The sequence below is a fragment of the Pseudomonas sp. GM21 genome (assembly GCF_000282215.1).
Lineage (GTDB): Bacteria > Pseudomonadota > Gammaproteobacteria > Pseudomonadales > Pseudomonadaceae > Aquipseudomonas.
Genome location: NZ_AKJS01000100.1, coordinates 17,703 through 34,898, shown reverse-complemented (window position 1 = coordinate 34,898; position 17,196 = coordinate 17,703). Strand labels below are relative to the sequence as shown.

The window sequence follows — 17,196 nt, the reverse complement described above, 5'->3', positions numbered from 1 at the left end:
TGTTTTGTCCGCAGGAAAGTTCATACCGCATTACTGGGCAGCTCTTGGCTGTCACCGTCCCCCGACAATGCTAAGGTTCGGCCCTAGCATCTGTATTTTTCCAAGGAAGCCTTTATGCCGGACGCCACGTCGCTCAATGCTGCTTTTATGGTGGTTCAAAGCAACAGTTTGAATGAACTGCGCAGCCTGGTGATTAGCGTAATGCGGCGTTATCCACTGGCTCCCCTGGAAAATGAAATTGCTCTGGTGCAGAGCAATGGCATCGCGCAGTGGCTTAAGTTGGCACTGGCCGAAGATCCGGAAGAAGATGACATGGGCGGCTGCGGTATTGCTGCAGCTATTGACGTGCAGTTACCTGGTAGCTTCATGTGGCAGCTTTATCGCATGGTCCTTGGACGGGATGAAATCCCGGTCAAATCATTGCTCGATAAAGCTCCGCTGACTTGGCGTTTGATGCGCCTACTTCCGCAACTGATCAACCAGCCACACTTCGAGCCGCTGCAACGCTTCCTGACCCATGACACTGATTTGCGTAAGCGCTATCAATTGGCTGAGCGACTGGCGGATCTGTTCGACCAATACCAGGTCTACCGGGCCGACTGGCTCGAAGACTGGGCAGAAGGTCGTCACCAACTCCGCAACGGCAGAGGCGAAGCCAAGCCCCTGGCCCCGGCGAACTGCTGGCAGGCGGAATTATGGCGAGCGCTGTTGCTGGATGTGGGTGAGGAAGGCATGGCGCAAAGCCGTGCCGGTGTTCATCAGCGGTTTATCGAACGCATCAACAGCCTCGACGTCGCCCCCAGCGGATTGCCTTCACGGGTGATCGTTTTCGGGATTTCTTCACTGCCCGCTCAAGCCCTCGAAGCACTTGCCGGACTGGCCCGATTCAGCCAGGTTCTGCTGTGTGTGCATAACCCCTGTCGTTACCATTGGGCCGACATCGTCGCCGATAAAGACCTGCTTCGGCATCAATACAAGCGCCAGGCTCGCAAAAGCGGAATGCCTGTTGTGCTCGACCCGCAAACGCTCCACCAGCATGCTCATCCGCTACTGGCTGCCTGGGGTAAACAGGGGCGGGACTACATCAATCTTCTCGACAGCTATGACGATCCCAACAGCTATAGCTCCGCATTTCGTGACGGACGCATTGACCTGTTCAGCGATACCCAGCCAAAGAATCTGCTCAATCAATTGCAGGACGACATTCTCGAGTTGCGTCCACTGAGCGAGACGCGAGACTGCTGGCCAGCCGTCGATCTGGAGCAGGACGAGTCGATCCGTTTTCACATCGCCCATAGTGCCCAGCGTGAAGTTGAGATCCTCCATGATCAGTTGCTCGCGCGCTTCAGTGCTGATCCGGACCTCAGGCCCCGCGACATCATCGTGATGGTCCCGGACATCGACAGTTATGCACCGCATATTCGCGCGGTATTCGGTCAGCTTGAGCGCCACGATCCACGTTTCATTCCGTTCACGCTGGCGGATCAAGGCCAGCGTGGTCGCGATCCCCTGCTGATTGCTGTCGAACACCTGCTCAAACTCCCCGATAGCCGTTTTCCCGTCAGTGAGATTCTCGACTTGCTGGACGTTCCTGCATTACGTGCCCGTTTTGGCGTTGAGGAGCGAGACCTGCCGACGCTGCATCGCTGGATCGAAGGTGCGGGCATTCGCTGGGGAATGAATGCCGAACAGCGTGCGGGTCTGGGATTGCCTGAAGCGCTGGAGCAAAACACTTGGCGATTCGGCCTGCGCCGGATGCTGCTGGGTTATGCCGTGGGCAGCGCCAACGCGTGCGAAGGCATCGAGCCTTACGACGAAATCGGCGGTCTGGATGCCGCGCTCATCGGACCTTTGGTGGCCCTTCTGGATGCGCTGGAGATTGCCCACCAGGAACTGACTCAACCTGCACCGCCCAAACAGTGGGGTGTGCGTCTGCAAGCACTGGTGCAACTATTCTTCCAGGCCAGCAACGAGCACGACGACTACTTGCTGGCCCAGCTGGAAGAGTTACGCGAAACCTGGCTCGACACCTGTGAGTCCGTCGGTTTGCAGGACGATTTGACGTTAACCGTGGTACGGGAAGCCTGGCTGGCCGGACTGGATCAGGGCCGGCTGTCCCAGCGTTTTCTGGCCGGTGCAGTCAACTTCTGCACCTTGATGCCGATGCGGGCGATTCCGTTCAAACGGGTCTGTCTGCTGGGCATGAACGACGGCGACTATCCGCGTGCGCAACCACCGCTGGATTTCGATCTCATGGGCAGTGACTACCGTCCCGGTGATCGATCTCGCCGCGAAGATGACCGTTATCTTCTTTTGGAAGCACTGTTGTCGGCCCGGGATCAACTCTATATCAGCTGGGTTGGCCGAAGCATTCGGGATAACAGCGAACGCCCGGCCTCCGTGCTGATCGGCCAATTGCGGGACCATCTCGCCAGCGGCTGGCGACTGCGCGATGAGGGCAAGGACCTGCTAGAGGCCATGACTCAGGAACACCCATTGCAGCCCTTCAGCGCTCGCTACTTTCATGAAGGTGACGCGCTGTTCAGCTATGCCAATGAGTGGCAGGTACTTCATCGCGTCACTGATCAGGTGGCTGACGGTGAAGTACTTGAGGCTTACGTGCAGGAGGAGCCGCTGAGCCTCGGTCAATTGCAGGATTTCGTGCGCAATCCCGTGCGACATTTTTTCAGCCAGCGGCTCAAGGTATTTTTCGAAGCGGCTGAAGTGCCGTTAGCCGATGAAGAACCATTTGTCCTCGATGCGCTGCAACGCTATACCCTCAGCGACAGTCTGCTTGCAGCGGCTCTGGGACGCATTGAACACGCCGATCAGGCACTTGAAGACCAGGCCACACGCTTGCAAAACAGTGGGCTGTTGCCCATGGCCGGTTTCGGCGAATGCCTTCAGCGTGAGTTGATCGAACCGCTGCCGGATCTGGTGCGGCGTTATCAACAACTCCTGGCGTTATGGCCGACACCGCTTACCAGCGCTCTGCCGGTGAATCTTGAATTGGAAGGACTGCGTCTGGAAGGTTGGCTCAGTGGTCTGCACCAGCGTGCAGACGGAGGTTTGCTGTCGGTTACGACCATCCCCAATAGCATTGGCTCAATTAAAACCCGCAAATGGCATCGCTTGACGCGTCCTTGGGTCAATCACCTGGTTGCCTGCGCCAGCGGCATACCGATAACCACCGGGCTGGTGGCCAGCGACGACAGCCTGCTGCTGGAGCCGCTGGAGAAGGGCGCCGCACTTGAAATCCTGGGGCATCTCCTGCAAGCCTGGCGCGCCGGCATGCGTCAGCCACTGCCGATTGCAGTAAAAACCGCCTTCGCCTGGCTTGGCCAGACCGATCCGCTGAAAGCCGAAGCCGCTGCCCGGAAAGCCTATGAAGGCGATGGTCAGACTACTGATGGAGAGCGCCGCGAAAGCCCTGCACTCACCCGGCAGTTTGCTGATTACGATGCACTGCTCGCTGACGAAACATTCCCCGACTGGTGCAACGCGTTGTACAAACCGATGCTTGAAGCCCCCTGGCGTTCACTGACCAGCGAGGAGGCTCGTTGATGACCACAAAAACGCCTCTGGCGCTGGCATTCCCCCTGCGCGGCAGCCAACTGATCGAAGCCAGCGCCGGGACCGGCAAGACCTTCACCATTTCCGCGCTTTATCTGCGCCTTGTACTGGGTCACGGAAATGACGCGAGTGGTTACGGGCGTGAACTGTTGCCGCCGCAAATCCTCGTTGTGACCTTCACCGATGCGGCCACCAAAGAGTTACGTGAACGTATACGTACACGCCTGGCCGAAGCCGCGCGGTTCTTCCGTGAGGAGACGACGGCGCCGGATGGCCTGATTGCCGAACTGCGTGATCAGTACCTCCCCGAACAGTGGTCAGGCTGCGCAAATCGTCTGGACATCGCCGCGCAATGGATGGATGAGGCAGCCGTCTCGACCATCCACAGTTGGTGTCAACGCATGCTGCGCGAACATGCCTTTGATAGCGGCAGCTTGTTTACCCAGACCCTGGAAACCGATCACAGCGATTTGTTGGGCGAAGTCCTGCGCGATTACTGGCGATTGTTTTGTTACCCGATGCAAGGCGATGCGCTGAATTGGGTGCGCAACAATTGGGGCGGTCCGGCGGCATTGCTGCCGCGCGTGCGCGGTTTGTTCGCCAGCGAACGCGACAGTGTTGAAGGAAAAGAACCGGCAGAGCTGATCAACGAATGTTTGCAGGAGCGACGTAGCGCGCTGCTCGAACTCAAGATGCCTTGGCGCCAATGGGCGGACGAGCTGCTGCTCATCTGTCATCAAGGCGTAACGAGCAAGAGTGTCGACGGTCGAAAAATGCAGGCGCGCTACTTCGAGCCCTGGTTCGAAAAAATCAAAGCGTGGGCTGAAGATGAAGCGCTTGAGCAACTGGACATCGGCACCGGCTTCATTCGTCTGACGCCCGATGGCATGGCCGAAGCCTGGAAGGGCGAAGCACCCCGTCATCCAGGATTGGAGGCAATGCCCGGTCTCAAGGCCAGCCTCGACGGACTGCCGACCCCCGATGCTGCCGTTCTGCAACATGCCGCCCATTGGGTTGGAACACGCTTCGAGGAAGAAAAACGCCGCCGCGCGGAGATGGGCTTCGATGACATGCTGCTGCGCCTGGATGCCGCCTTGCAATCCGAGGGTGGTGAGCGCTTGGCGACCTTGATTCGTGAGCAGTTCCCGGTCGCGTTGATCGACGAGTTCCAGGACACCGACCCGGTGCAATACCGGATCTTCGAAAGCATCTATCGCATCGAGGACAACAATCCGGAATGCGGCTTGTTCCTCATTGGTGACCCGAAGCAGGCGATCTATGCTTTTCGTGGCGCCGACATTTACACCTACCTGCGCGCCCGTGAGGCCACTACCGGTCGACTGCACACGCTGGGCACAAATTTCCGCTCCAGCCACGGCATGGTCAGTGCGGTGAATCATGTTTTCGAACGCGCCGAGTCTCGTGAGCTGGGGCGCGGAGCCTTCCTGTTTCGGGAAAAAAATGGCGAAAACCCCGTGCCGTTTCTACCCGTCGAGTCCCAGGGCCGTAAAGAGGTTTTGCGCGTAGAGGGGGAAGTGGTCCCGTCCCTGAATATCTGGCATTTGTCCGCAGAGCAACCCCTGTCCGGTGCTGTGTACCGACAACAACTGGCTGCTGCCTGCGCCAGTGAAATCACGGCACTGCTCAACGGCGGACAGCAAGGGCGGGCGGGGTTTGTCGAGGCTGGCAAGGACTTCAGAGGTCTGCTCCCGGCGGATTTCGCAATCCTTGTTCGCGATGGCAAAGAAGCTCAAGCGGTGCGAGGCGAACTCTCGGCCCGAGGTGTGCGTAGCGTTTATCTGTCGGACAAGGACTCGGTGTTCGCCGCACAAGAAGCTCACGATGTGCTGACCTGGCTCAAGGCCTGTGCCGAGCCCGATGTCGAGCGGCCTCTGCGAGCCGCGTTGGCCTGCATCACGCTGAATCTGTCGCTGGCTGAACTGGAGCGTTTGAATCAGGACGAGCTGGCCTGGGAAGCTCGGGTCATGCAATTCCGTGGCTATCGCGAACTCTGGCGCAAGCAAGGTGTGCTGCCGATGCTGCGACGTTTGCTGCATGACTTCCAGCTCCCGCAGGCATTGATTGCGCGCAGCGACGGTGAGCGAATACTGACCAATCTGCTGCACCTGTCCGAATTGCTGCAGCAGGCAGCGGCCGAGCTCGACGGCGAGCAGGCGCTGATTCGTCATTTGTCCGAGCATCTGGCGTTGTCCGGTCAGGCCGGCGAAGAGCAGATCCTGCGCCTGGAAAGCGACGAACAACTGGTCAAGGTTGTGACCATTCACAAGTCCAAGGGCCTTGAGTATCCCTTGGTGTTCCTGCCTTTCATTTGTTCGGCGAAACCGGTGGATGGCAGTCGTCTGCCGCTGCATTACCACGACGAAAACGGCAAGGCTCAGGTGACCCTCAAGCCGACTGCCGAGTTGATTGCCCTGGCCGATGATGAGCGTCTGGCCGAGGATCTGCGCTTGCTGTATGTCGCCCTGACTCGCGCGCAACATGCGTGCTGGCTCGGCGTGACGGATCTCAAACGCGGCAATAACAGCAGTTCGGTGTTGCACCTGTCGGCGTTGGGTTACTTGTTGGGGGGCGGATTGCCATTGGCCGAAACGGTAGGCTTGAAGCGCTGGCTGGAAGACTTGCAGCAGGACTGCCCCACGCTGACCTACGCTGAAATGCCGTCAGCCACCGCCGAGCACTACCGGCCGCCGCAAAATCAGGCGACCTTGCTCGCGCTGCGCGTCCCCAAACGCAAGGCCAGTGAAAACTGGTGGATCGCCTCCTACAGCGCCCTGCGCATTGGCGACCGTTTGAGTGTGGGCAGTGACGAAGCGCCGGAAAGCCCGCAAGCGCAAAAGCTCTTCGACGATGAACGCCTTGATCCGCACGCTCCACGAGAAGTGGCGGCCGGTGGCGGTGATATCCATCGATTCCCCCGAGGCCCCAACCCCGGCACCTTTCTCCATGGTTTGCTGGAATGGGCCGGCGACGAAGGTTTTGCCGCCACCCCACAAGCGGTAGAAGACGCGATTGCCCGACGCTGCAACCGCCGTGGCTGGGAAGGCTGGATCACCACGCTGAGCGATTGGCTGCAACATTTACTCAAGTCGCCACTGCACCTCGGCAGTGGGTCGGCACCGGTGATTTTCGAGCAACTGACCCAGTACCGCGTCGAGATGGAGTTCTGGTTTGCCAGCCATAAAGTCGACGTGCTCAAACTGGATGAACTGGTGTGCCAACACACCCACAACGGCGTTGCCCGAGTGGCGGCCGAACCGGTCTTGCTCAACGGCATGTTCAAGGGCTTTATCGACCTCACCTTCGAGCACGAAGGTCGCTACTACGTTGCCGACTACAAATCCAACTGGCTGGGTGTTGATGACGCGGCCTACACCGAACCGGCCATGGAGCAGTCGATTCTCGACAACCGCTATGACCTGCAATATGTGTTGTACCTGCTCGCCTTGCACCGGCAACTCAAGGCGCGGCTTGTCGACTACGATTACGACCGGCATGTCGGCGGTGCGGTCTACCTGTTCCTGCGGGGTTCGCGTGCCGCCACCCAAGGTGCGTATTTCGCCCGTCCACCCAAAGAACTGATCGAGCGACTGGACCGTATGTTCCAGGGCAAGCCAGAACCCAAGGCCGAACCCGCGTGGGAAAAGGGAGTACTGCTATGAGTCGCACCTTCGCCGATTTGCTGCCCACACCCTTGGCGGCCGAAAGCCTGGCGGAACTGGCGCCGTTGAGTCGTGCCGATGACCTGCTGCTGTTACTGACGCGCTGGGTTGAACGCGGCTGGTTGCGAGCGCTGGACAAGGCCTTTGTCGCCTTCCTCCACGAACTCGCCCCCGACGATGATCCGTTGGTGTTGCTCGCTGCTGCGCTGACCAGTCACCAACTGGGCCACGGTCATGTGTGTCTGGATCTGTTCGAGACGCTGAAAGAACCGGATTTCGCCCTGTCGCTGCCCCCTGAAGGTGATCTGCACAGTGGCGCGATGGTATTGCCTTCGCAATTGCTGGAAGCGTTGGACGGTGCCCATTGGTGCAAGGTATTGGCCTCCAGCAATCTGGTGGCGCTGGCCGCAGACGGTCGTGAATCCGCGCAATCTCGGCCTCTGGTTTTATCCGGCAAGCGCCTGTACCTGCGCCGCTACTGGGCTTACGAAAGACGCATCGACGATGCCTTGCGCCTGCGCTTGGCTGAACACGAAACGACGCCGGATGATTTACCCCAACGCTTGACCGGCTTGTTCGGTTCCGCCAAAACCGGTGAAGTGATCGACTGGCAGAAACTCGCCTGTGCCCTGGCGACTCGCAGTGCGTTCAGCATCGTGACCGGCGGCCCGGGTACCGGCAAGACCACCACCGTGGTGCGTTTGCTGGCCTTGCTCCAGGCGCCCGCCGTGGAAGCCGGCAAACCCCTGCGCATCCGGCTTGCCGCACCCACCGGGAAAGCGGCGGCCCGGCTCACGGAGTCGATCAGCCAACAGGTCCGGACCCTGGCCGTCACCGAGTCGGTTCGCGGCCAGATCCCCTCTGATGTCACCACCGTGCACCGTTTGCTGGGTAGTCGTCCCGGCACACGACACTTCCGCCATCACGCGGGTAATCGCTTGCCGCTGGATGTGCTGGTGGTGGACGAAGCATCGATGATCGACCTGGAAATGATGGCCAACCTGCTGGACGCGATGCCGGCCCACGCGCGGTTGGTGTTGTTGGGGGATAAGGATCAGCTGGCATCGGTGGAGGCCGGCGCTGTTTTGGGCGATCTGTGCCGGGATGCCGAGGCGGGTTGGTACAGCCCGCAGACTCGCCAGTGGCTGGAAGCGGTCAGTGGTGAAAACCTGGAGGCCAGTGGTTTGCAGGCCGACACCCTGGGCACTCATCCACTCGCCCAGCAAGTGGTCATGCTGCGCCATTCGCGCCGGTTCGGTGAGGGCAGCGGCATTGGACAATTGGCGCGCTGGGTCAACCAGCAACAACCTGAACACGCCCGCAAGTTATTGGCCGCTCGAAGCCACGACGATGTGTTTTCCCTGCCGCTCAAGGGTGAGCAAGACCGGGCGCTGGAGCGCTTGTTGCTCGAAGGCCATGGTAAAGGGCCGCAAGGCTATCGCCACTATTTGAATATTCTGCGCAGGCTGCGGCCAGCGCTCGACAGCCCGCTCGACGATGCAGGCTGGACCGAATGGGCGCGGGAAGTGTTGCAAGCCTTCGACGCTTTCCAGTTGCTGTGTGCCGTCCGTAAAGGGCCATGGGGCGTGGAGGGGTTGAATCAGCGAGTGACCGCCGCGTTGCTCAAGGCCCGACTGATCGACAGCGATCAGCAGTGGTACGAAGGGCGCCCCGTGTTGATGACCCGTAACGACTATGGCCTGGGGTTGATGAACGGCGACATCGGCATCGCCCTCAAACTGCCGGAACGTGAGGGACCCGACGCCGGCAAACAGGTGCTGCGCGTGGCGTTCCCACGCAATGATGGTCAGGGCGGCGTACGTTTTGTCCTGCCGAGTCGGCTCAACGATGTCGAAACCGTCTATGCCATGACCGTGCACAAATCCCAGGGCTCGGAATTTGCCCATACCGCGCTGATTCTGCCGGACGCCCTGAACCCGGTGCTCACCAAGGAACTGATCTACACCGGGATCACCCGGGCCAAGCACTGGTTCACCTTGATCGAGCCACGTGCCGGCGTCTTCGAAGAGGCCGTGCGGCGCAAGGTCAAGCGCTTGAGCGGGTTGATGCTGGAGCTCGAAGAGGGGATTGCACCAAGCCCTTGACGCCAGATTGCCCCTTTTCCACTACACTGTTGATGACATCTGTTTCCTGCATTGGAGACGCGCAGCATGGCTGAGGAAGGCAAGCAATCGATCACTATCAAGGCTATGGCCTACTTGGCTGGCGGCTTTCTTGTCGTCTTGGTATCTGCCACGAAGCTACTGGACACTTACTTCGAGATGACGCTGTTGCCTGACGCCAAAGTCTGGTTGTTAGGTGTGTGGGACTGGCTGCTGTTAGAAACGGCAATGCCGAATTGGTCACTGCTGATGATTACCGTGGCTTTAACCAGCATTGTGACTGTAGCGTTTTACTACTACCGCACCGCTGACGAACCCTACAGCGAGTTACATGAGATAGAGCGAAAAATTTACAAAACCAACAACCCTCAGTTTCCACGGTTGACCGATAACCAAACGCTGCTGATGGAAGCTTTGGCCTATCATGCAAACTTCAGAAAGGTTGCAAATCTAGACTCCATTTGCAAACTTGTCTCGCTCGGCAAGTTGGAAGTTGAGGACGGTCTAAAGCAACTACAAGTTAAACGTCTTGTGAGGCAAAAAGTAACCCGGGGTACGTTCGGTGCCACCATTTTCGAACTTACCCTGGCAGGTAAGGACTATGCGTTAGAGCGACTTGAGTTAACGTAATAGAACACCGGACACCTATTTACGTTACGGTTCCGCTACCTGATTCCGTGAAGATTCTTAGTCGGCAAACAACATCTCCCGGCTTTCCCCCATCAACAGGCCCTGATTCTGTTCAGTGACCGAGCGGATGTAATCCCACAACAGGGTGATCCGCTTGAGCTTGCGCAGGTCTTCGCGGCAGTACATCCAGAATTGCCGCGTAATGTTGATCTCTTGCGGCAACACCGGCAGCAGCCGTAGGTCCTGAGCCGCGAGGAAGCACGGCAAAATTGCAAGCGACCGCCCTTGCTGCGCCGCCACGAATTGCGCGATCACGCTGGTGCTGCGCAAATTGGCGCTGGCGCCGGGCAGCACATTCGCCAGGTACAACAGCTCTGAGCTGAATGCCAGATCGTCGACATAACTGATGAATGAATGCTTGCCCAAGTCTGCCGGGCGGCGGATGGGTGGGTGTTTGTCCAAATAGTCCTGGGTCGCGTAGAGCTGTAATTTGTAGTCGCAGAGTTTGCAGCAGACGTACGGGCCATGCTCCGGGCGCTCCAGGGCGATGACGATGTCCGCCTCGCGCTTGGACAGGCTGATGAAGTGCGGCAGCGGCAGGATGTCCACCGAGATCGCCGGATAGGCGTCGACGAAATGGCTCAGCTGCGGGGTGATGAAAAAGCTGCCGAAGCCTTCGGTGCAGCCCATGCGCACATGCCCGGATAACGCGACCCCGGACCCCGAAACCTGCTCGCAAGCCATATGCAGCGTGCTTTCAATCGACTCGGCATAACCGAGTAACCGCTGGCCTTCGGCGGTCAGGACAAAACCGCTGGTCCGGGATTTCTCGAACAATAAGGTTCCCAGCGCCGCTTCCAGCGAACTGATGCGCCGCGACACGGTGGTGTAGTCCACTGCCAGGCGCTTGGCCGCAGTGCTGGCCTTGCGGGTGCGGGCGACTTCGAGGAAAAACTTGAGGTCATCCCAGTTCAGCGAGCCTAAAGACGTGATGTTTTTTTGCATGATGGACCGGCTTTTATGTGCGTTCTTATTAGAAGTTTGCACATCTATACTCCAAAAACAGCCCCATAACCAATTCGCAACACACGTCTCATCACAAGGCGACTTTCTCGCCTTGGCTCCCAAGATAAAAACAAGCATCCGGAGACCCACATGAACGCATCGCTCACGCCTAACGAAACCACCGCGCAGAAGGTCAAGCTGTTGATCGACGGCCAGTGGGTCGAATCCAAGTCCACCGAGTGGCATGACATCGTCAACCCGGCGACTCAGCAAGTGTTGGCCAAGGTGCCGTTTGCGACCACCGAAGAAGTCGACGCCGCGATCAGCGCTGCCCATCGTGCCTTCCAGACCTGGAAGCTGACGCCGATCGGCGCGCGGATGCGCATCATGCTCAAGCTCCAGGCGCTGATTCGTGAACACTCCAAGCGTATCGCCGTGGTGCTGAGTGCCGAACAGGGCAAAACCATCGCCGACGCTGAAGGCGACATTTTCCGTGGCCTGGAAGTGGTCGAGCACGCCTGCTCCATCGGCAGCCTGCAAATGGGCGAGTTTGCCGAGAACGTGGCCGGCGGTGTCGACACCTACACGCTGCGTCAGCCCATCGGCGTGTGCGCGGGCATCACCCCGTTCAACTTCCCGGCGATGATTCCGCTGTGGATGTTCCCCATGGCTATCGCCTGCGGCAACACCTTCGTGCTCAAACCGTCCGAACAGGACCCGATGTCGACCATGCTCCTGGTGGAACTGGCCATCGAGGCCGGCGTTCCGGCGGGCGTCCTTAACGTCGTGCATGGCGGCAAGGAAGTGGTTGACGCACTCTGCACGCACAAAGACATCAGGGCGGTTTCCTTCGTCGGCTCGACCGCCGTCGGTACTCACGTCTACGACCTGGCCGGCAAGCACGGCAAGCGCGTGCAATCGATGATGGGCGCGAAGAACCACGCCGTGGTGCTGCCGGATGCCAATCGCGAACAAGCGCTGAATGCCCTGGTCGGCGCCGGTTTTGGCGCAGCGGGTCAACGCTGCATGGCCACCTCCGTGGTGGTATTGGTGGGCGCGGCCAAGCAATGGCTGCCGGACTTGAAAGCGCTGGCGCAGAAACTGACCGTGAATGCCGGCAGCGAGCCAGGCACCGATGTCGGCCCGGTGATCTCGAAAAAAGCCAAGGCGCGCATTCTCGATCTGATCGAAAGCGGCATCAAGGAAGGCGCCAAACTGGAGCTGGACGGTCGCGAGATCACGGTTCCAGGTTACGAGAAGGGTAACTTTGTCGGCCCGACCTTGTTCTCCGGCGTGACCACCGACATGCAGATCTACACCCAGGAAATCTTCGGCCCGGTGCTGGTGGTGCTGGAAGTGAATACGCTCGACGAAGCGATTGCGCTGGTCAACGCCAACCCGTTCGGCAACGGTACCGGCCTGTTCACCCAGAGCGGTGCGGCGGCGCGCAAATTCCAGAACGAAATCGACGTCGGTCAGGTTGGCATCAACATCCCGATTCCTGTGCCAGTCCCGTTCTTCAGTTTCACCGGTTCGCGCGGCTCCAAGCTCGGCGACCTCGGCCCGTATGGCAAGCAAGTGGTGCAGTTCTACACTCAGACCAAGACCGTCACCAGTCGCTGGTTCGATGACGACAGCGTCAACGACGGTGTGAACACCACCATCAACTTGCGTTAAGGAGCCGGACATGAAAATCGCTTTTATCGGTCTCGGCAACATGGGCGCCCCGATGGCGCGCAACCTGATCAAGGCGGGTCACGCCTTGCGTCTGGTCGACCTGAATAAAACCGTGCTGGCAGAGCTTGAGCAACTGGGCGGCAGCATCAGCGCTTCGGCCCGTGAAGCGGCACAAGGCGCGGAACTGGTGATCACTATGCTCCCGGCCGCTGTACATGTGCGCAGCGTGTGGCTGGGTGAAGACGGCGTTCTCGCCGGTATCGGCCAAGGTGTACCGGCCGTGGATTGCAGCACCATTGATCCACAGACCGCACGCGATGTTGCCGCCGCCGCTGCCAAACAAGGCGTGGCCATGGCCGATGCGCCAGTCTCTGGCGGCACCGGCGGTGCAGCCGCCGGCACGCTGACGTTTATGGTCGGCGCCACCCCGGAACTGTTCGCCACCCTGCAACCGGTGTTGGCGCATATGGGCCGCAACATCGTCCATTGCGGTGAAGTCGGTACCGGGCAAATCGCCAAGATCTGCAACAACCTGCTGTTGGGGATTTCCATGGTTGGCGTCAGCGAAGCCATGGCGCTGGGTGATGCTCTGGGAATCGACACGACTGTGCTGGCCGGGATCATCAACAGTTCCACCGGGCGTTGCTGGAGTTCGGAGATGTACAACCCATGGCCGGGCATCGTCGAAACGGCGCCGGCCTCGCGCGGTTATACCGGCGGCTTCGGTGCCGAATTGATGCTCAAGGATCTGGGGCTGGCCACGGAAGCGGCTCGTCAGGCGCACCAACCGGTGGTGCTCGGCGCGGTGGCCCAGCAGTTGTATCAGGCGATGAGCCTGCGCGGGGAAGGGGGCAAGGACTTCTCGGCGATCATCAATAGCTATCGCAAACCGCAGTAAAAGAGCGGCTGCGAGAAGCCTGCATTGAAATGAAGACCTGTGGGAGCGAGCCTGCTCGCGAAGAGGGTGTGTCAGTCGACATAGATGTTGGATGACACACCGCATTCGCGAGCAGGCTCGCTCCCACAGTGACTGCATTTATCTGGAGACATTTACCGGGAGATCACATCGTGTGATCTCCCGGTTTTTTGCATCAGGCAAACACGAAATACTTGCGCACGGTTTCAACCACTTCCCACGTGCCTTTCATTCCCGGCTCGATGACGAAAATGTCGCCGGCACGCAAATGGATCGGCTCCTTTCCTTCGGGGGTGATGATGCAGTAGCCCTCGCGGAAATCGCAGTATTCCCACTTCACGTATTCGACATACCACTTGCCCGGCGTGCAGATCCAGGTACCCATGATCTTGCTGCCGTCTTCACTGGTGTAGGCGTTGAGGTTGACGGTGTGCGGGTCGCCTTCGAGTTTTTCCCATTTGCAGGCGTCAAGCACCGGCAGTGGATGAGTATCGCGAAGGACAGTAATCGGTGCGGTCATGTGGACTCCGGGCAGTGGGTTCAGGAACTGAAGTCGCACCCTATAGCGCCCGTGCACCGGTCAGTTGTCTGAACTCGACATCGAGGTGTCCAGAAACGCTCGATCCCGCGACTAAAGGGTCAAGGCGTGTAACAAGGCCTTCGCATAGCCGGGCAGCGCTTCAAAGTCCCGGGCGCAGAGCAGCAGTTTGCGTTGCGCCCAAGGTTCTTGCAGATCCCTGCACTTGAAAGGTGGTTCCCCCGGCCAGCGCTCGACGGCGGCCAGGGGCACGATTGCCATCCCTGCACCGCGGGCGACCATGCGCATCACGCCCTCGAAACCGTCAGTGCGGATGCGGATTTGCAGGCGTGAGCCGATGTGCAGGGCCTGTTCTTCGAGGTACACCGCGAGGGCGCTGTTGGCGTTCAGTCCTATGTAATGGTGGTGCAGGGTGTCGCTGAAACTTAAGGATTCACTGTCGGCCAACGGGTGATCTCGCGGCAGTATCAGCACCAGCGGATCGTCGCGAAAGGCGCGGGTCTGCAAGTCATCGGTGTCCACGGCGTCGGATACGATGCCGAGGTCTGCCGCGCCCTGGCGCAAGGCGTGGGTGATGCGCGCGCTGGGCAGCTCTTGCAGATCGATGTCGAGGTTTGGGTGTTCGTGCAGAAAGTCGGCGAGCAGCTCCGGCAGGTACTCGGTGATCGCCGTGGTATTGCACAACAGCCGCACCTGACCTTTGACGCCCTTGGCGTATTCGGCCAGGTCCTGTTGCATGCGTTCGGCTTGTTGCAGCAGCGCCCGGGCGTGTTTCGCCAAGGCTTTGCCCGCCGAGGTCGGCGTGACACCGCGCCGGCCGCGCTGCAAAAACTCGATGCCGAGCGAAGCCTCCATGGCACGGATTCGCGCGCTCGCTGCCGCCAGGGACAGATGGCTGCGCGCGGCACCGGCGGTGATGTTGCCGCTGTCGAGGATGTTCAGGTAGAGGCGCAGGTCGGTCAGGTCGAAGTGCATGCTTAGTCCCAAGCTCGTTCCCACGCTCTGCGTGGGAATGCCTCAATGGACACTATGCGTCCGCTTCGGCAAGTGACGCGGAGCGTCACGGGCTGCATTCCCACGCAGAGCATGGGAACGATCAAGTCTCAGCCTCTTGCTTTGAAAGAGGCTGCCTCAGTATATGGCAGATTTTCAACCCGGCGATTCGGGCTCAGGATAGCCCCATGAATACACTCGCCGCGTTCTATCAAAACCTCGGACTAGCCTTGTCTTTGCTGGTCATCGTCACCTTCATGCTGGCCGGTATCATCAAAGGGGTCATCGGCCTCGGCTTGCCAACCATCGCCATGGGGCTGCTGGGGCTGGCTATGGCCCCGTCGCAGGCTGCCGCGCTGTTGATCATCCCGGCAACGCTCACCAATGTCTGGCAATTGGCATTTGGTGGACATTTACGCGGGTTGATCAAGCGTCTATGGCCAATGCTGCTGGCCATCTTCTTCGGCACCGGCGTGGGCACGCTCTGGATCGGCATGGCCGGAGGTCATTGGGTGGTACGGGGGTTGGGCGCTGCGTTGTTGCTCTATGCGCTGAGTGGTTTGTTCCTGCCAACCTTGCGCGTCGGCGGTCGCACCGAAGGCTGGCTCGGTCCGCTGTGCGGTGTGCTGACAGGCGTCATCACCTCGGCCACTGGCGTCTTTGTGATTCCGGCCGTGCCTTATCTGCAAGCGCTCGGCTTGAGCAAGGACGAACTCGTGCAGGCGCTGGGCTTGTCGTTCACCGTTTCGACCCTGGCGCTGGCGGCCGGCCTTTGGTGGCGCGACGCCCTGGGTGGAGGTGAGTTGAGCGCGTCGTTGCTGGCGCTGATTCCGGCAGTGCTCGGCATGTGGCTGGGCCAATGGCTGCGTCAGCGGATCAGCGCCGCATTGTTCAAGCGTGTGTTCCTCATCGGCCTCGGCGTGCTCGGCGGCCACTTGCTGATCAGCGGATAGCGGACGACGGGCTGAGCATGTCGATGGCGCGGATTTCGAAGTCCCGTTCCAGGTATTCATCACGCTGTTCGAGAAAGTGCTTCATATGCGGCAGGTTCGAGTGCACGTCCAAGTGGGCCTGGGACTGCCAGATCTCGTAGAAGATAAACAGCGTCGGGTCGTGTTTGTCGCGCAGCATGTGGTACTCGATGCACCCGGGCTCGGCGCGGCTCGCTTTCACATAGCCGCGGAAAAACGCTTCGAAGGCGTCGGATTTTTCCGGGCGCGTCTTGGCGTGCAGGATGAAGCCTTGCAATTCACTCATCAGAAACCTCCTCAAATTAAGAATCGGCGCAAGTCTATGGCAACAATCACCTATTGATTCGTGCGTATTGGTCAAAAGGTTTTTGCGCATTCGGGGCTTATTCCGCGCGAAGCCAATCGCTAACCTGCCGCCATCCAATTTCTGACCTTCCGAGATTTCTCATGAAAAAAGTCCTGTTGCTCAATGGCGGCAAAAAATTCGCCCACTCTGACGGCCGCTACAACGCCACCCTGCATGAAGCCGCGTTGAGCGTATTGGACCGTGGCGGCCTGGATGTGAAAGCCACCTTCATCGACGAGGGGTATGACGTCGCCGAAGAAGTCGCCAAATTTCTGTGGGCCGACGTGATCATTTATCAAATGCCGGGCTGGTGGATGGGCGCGCCGTGGACCGTGAAAAAGTACATCGACGAAGTTTTCACCGAAGGTCATGGCAGCCTCTACGCCAGTGATGGCCGCACCCGTTCCGATGCGTCGCAGAAGTACGGCAGCGGCGGACTGGTGCAAGGCAAGCAATACATGTTGTCGCTGACCTGGAACGCGCCGCAGCAAGCGTTCGACGATCCGACCGACTTCTTCGAGGCCAAAGGCGTGGACGCGGTGTACTTCCCGTTCCACAAGGCCAACGAGTTCCTTGGCATGACCGGGTTGCCGACATTCCTCTGCGTGGACGTGATGAAGCGCCCGAACATCGAAGCCGATGTGGCGCGCTATGAGCAGCATTTGACCGAGGTGTTTGGCCTGTCCGCGTGAGGTTCCATTTGCCCCGCATCCAGCTACTATCTAGCCAGTTTTTGAATGAGGG

At 59.5% G+C, this 17,196-nt stretch carries 12 protein-coding genes; 8 read left to right on the top strand and 4 right to left on the bottom strand.

Annotated features, from left to right (window positions below; translation table 11 throughout):
- The first annotated feature begins 114 nt into the window (after window positions 1–114).
- From recC to PMI22_RS13065, 4 genes are all read left to right on the top strand, one after another.
- Window positions 115–3,564 carry an exodeoxyribonuclease V subunit gamma gene (gene recC / locus PMI22_RS13050; protein WP_007946329.1) on the top strand — a complete coding sequence of 1,150 codons (3,450 nt, stop codon included), beginning with the start codon at window positions 115–117 and terminating at the stop codon, window positions 3,562–3,564.
- Window positions 3,564–7,253: an exodeoxyribonuclease V subunit beta gene (recB, locus tag PMI22_RS13055; protein WP_007946328.1), complete on the top strand. Its 3,690-nt coding sequence runs from the start codon at window positions 3,564–3,566 to the stop codon at window positions 7,251–7,253. Before recC ends, recB begins: the two co-directional genes overlap by 1 nt.
- Window positions 7,250–9,358 (top strand): exodeoxyribonuclease V subunit alpha, encoded by a 2,109-nt coding sequence (gene recD, locus PMI22_RS13060; RefSeq protein ID WP_007946327.1) that lies wholly within the window; start codon window positions 7,250–7,252, stop codon window positions 9,356–9,358. The genes recB and recD overlap by 4 nt, the downstream gene beginning before the upstream one ends.
- 66 nt (window positions 9,359–9,424) lie before the next feature.
- Window positions 9,425–10,006 (top strand): hypothetical protein, encoded by a 582-nt coding sequence (locus PMI22_RS13065; protein WP_007946326.1) that lies wholly within the window; start codon window positions 9,425–9,427, stop codon window positions 10,004–10,006.
- A 57-nt stretch (window positions 10,007–10,063) separates the two neighbouring features.
- On the opposite strand, the gene PMI22_RS13070 is transcribed toward PMI22_RS13065, so the two are convergent.
- Window positions 10,064–11,011, bottom strand: a complete 948-nt coding sequence (locus PMI22_RS13070) for a LysR family transcriptional regulator (protein ID WP_007946324.1) — start codon at window positions 11,009–11,011, stop codon at window positions 10,064–10,066.
- Window positions 11,012–11,161: 150 nt separating this feature from the next.
- Between PMI22_RS13070 and PMI22_RS13075 the strand changes: the two genes are divergently transcribed.
- Both PMI22_RS13075 and mmsB read left to right on the top strand, forming a co-directional pair.
- Window positions 11,162–12,688: a CoA-acylating methylmalonate-semialdehyde dehydrogenase gene (locus PMI22_RS13075; RefSeq protein WP_007946323.1), complete on the top strand. Its 1,527-nt coding sequence runs from the start codon at window positions 11,162–11,164 to the stop codon at window positions 12,686–12,688.
- Window positions 12,689–12,698: 10 nt separating this feature from the next.
- Window positions 12,699–13,586: a 3-hydroxyisobutyrate dehydrogenase gene (gene mmsB / locus PMI22_RS13080; RefSeq protein WP_007946321.1), complete on the top strand. Its 888-nt coding sequence runs from the start codon at window positions 12,699–12,701 to the stop codon at window positions 13,584–13,586.
- 193 nt (window positions 13,587–13,779) lie between these two features.
- Here the strand turns inward: mmsB and PMI22_RS13085 are convergent, their stop codons facing one another.
- Together PMI22_RS13085 and PMI22_RS13090 are read right to left on the bottom strand one after the other, a co-directional pair.
- A complete protein-coding gene (locus PMI22_RS13085) occupies window positions 13,780–14,124 on the bottom strand; it encodes a cupin domain-containing protein (protein WP_007946320.1) in 345 nt (114 codons plus the stop codon).
- A 111-nt stretch (window positions 14,125–14,235) separates the two neighbouring features.
- Window positions 14,236–15,117 carry a LysR substrate-binding domain-containing protein gene (locus PMI22_RS13090; RefSeq protein WP_007946319.1) on the bottom strand — a complete coding sequence of 294 codons (882 nt, stop codon included), beginning with the start codon at window positions 15,115–15,117 and terminating at the stop codon, window positions 14,236–14,238.
- 206 nt (window positions 15,118–15,323) lie between these two features.
- Here PMI22_RS13090 and PMI22_RS13095 point away from each other — a divergent pair, with 206 nt between their 5' ends.
- Window positions 15,324–16,088 carry a sulfite exporter TauE/SafE family protein gene (locus PMI22_RS13095; protein ID WP_007946317.1) on the top strand — a complete coding sequence of 255 codons (765 nt, stop codon included), beginning with the start codon at window positions 15,324–15,326 and terminating at the stop codon, window positions 16,086–16,088.
- Here the strand turns inward: PMI22_RS13095 and PMI22_RS13100 are convergent.
- The gene (locus PMI22_RS13100) at window positions 16,078–16,392 is read right to left on the bottom strand and encodes a putative quinol monooxygenase (protein WP_007946316.1); all 315 of its coding nucleotides are present in this window, start codon (window positions 16,390–16,392) and stop codon (window positions 16,078–16,080) included. The two genes, PMI22_RS13095 and PMI22_RS13100, sit on opposite strands and share 11 nt — an antisense overlap.
- Before the next feature lie 161 nt (window positions 16,393–16,553).
- Here PMI22_RS13100 and PMI22_RS13105 point away from each other — a divergent pair, with 161 nt between their 5' ends.
- Window positions 16,554–17,144 carry an NAD(P)H-dependent oxidoreductase gene (locus PMI22_RS13105; protein ID WP_007946314.1) on the top strand — a complete coding sequence of 197 codons (591 nt, stop codon included), beginning with the start codon at window positions 16,554–16,556 and terminating at the stop codon, window positions 17,142–17,144.
- Window positions 17,145–17,196 lie beyond the last annotated feature (52 nt).

What these genes read in the sequence shown, in the direction of transcription:
- PMI22_RS13085 (WP_007946320.1), bottom strand. Translation starts at nt 14,124, where the DNA reads ATGACCGCACCGATTACTGTCCTTCGCGATACTCATCCACTGCCGGTG.
- PMI22_RS13070 (WP_007946324.1), bottom strand. Translation starts at nt 11,011, where the DNA reads ATGCAAAAAAACATCACGTCTTTAGGCTCGCTGAACTGGGATGACCTC.
- PMI22_RS13105 (WP_007946314.1), top strand. Translation starts at nt 16,554, where the DNA reads ATGAAAAAAGTCCTGTTGCTCAATGGCGGCAAAAAATTCGCCCACTCT.
- recB (WP_007946328.1), top strand. Translation starts at nt 3,564, where the DNA reads ATGACCACAAAAACGCCTCTGGCGCTGGCATTCCCCCTGCGCGGCAGC.
- mmsB (WP_007946321.1), top strand. Translation starts at nt 12,699, where the DNA reads ATGAAAATCGCTTTTATCGGTCTCGGCAACATGGGCGCCCCGATGGCG.
- PMI22_RS13095 (WP_007946317.1), top strand. Translation starts at nt 15,324, where the DNA reads ATGAATACACTCGCCGCGTTCTATCAAAACCTCGGACTAGCCTTGTCT.
- PMI22_RS13100 (WP_007946316.1), bottom strand. Translation starts at nt 16,392, where the DNA reads ATGAGTGAATTGCAAGGCTTCATCCTGCACGCCAAGACGCGCCCGGAA.
- PMI22_RS13065 (WP_007946326.1), top strand. Translation starts at nt 9,425, where the DNA reads ATGGCTGAGGAAGGCAAGCAATCGATCACTATCAAGGCTATGGCCTAC.
- recD (WP_007946327.1), top strand. Translation starts at nt 7,250, where the DNA reads ATGAGTCGCACCTTCGCCGATTTGCTGCCCACACCCTTGGCGGCCGAA.
- PMI22_RS13090 (WP_007946319.1), bottom strand. Translation starts at nt 15,117, where the DNA reads ATGCACTTCGACCTGACCGACCTGCGCCTCTACCTGAACATCCTCGAC.
- recC (WP_007946329.1), top strand. Translation starts at nt 115, where the DNA reads ATGCCGGACGCCACGTCGCTCAATGCTGCTTTTATGGTGGTTCAAAGC.
- PMI22_RS13075 (WP_007946323.1), top strand. Translation starts at nt 11,162, where the DNA reads ATGAACGCATCGCTCACGCCTAACGAAACCACCGCGCAGAAGGTCAAG.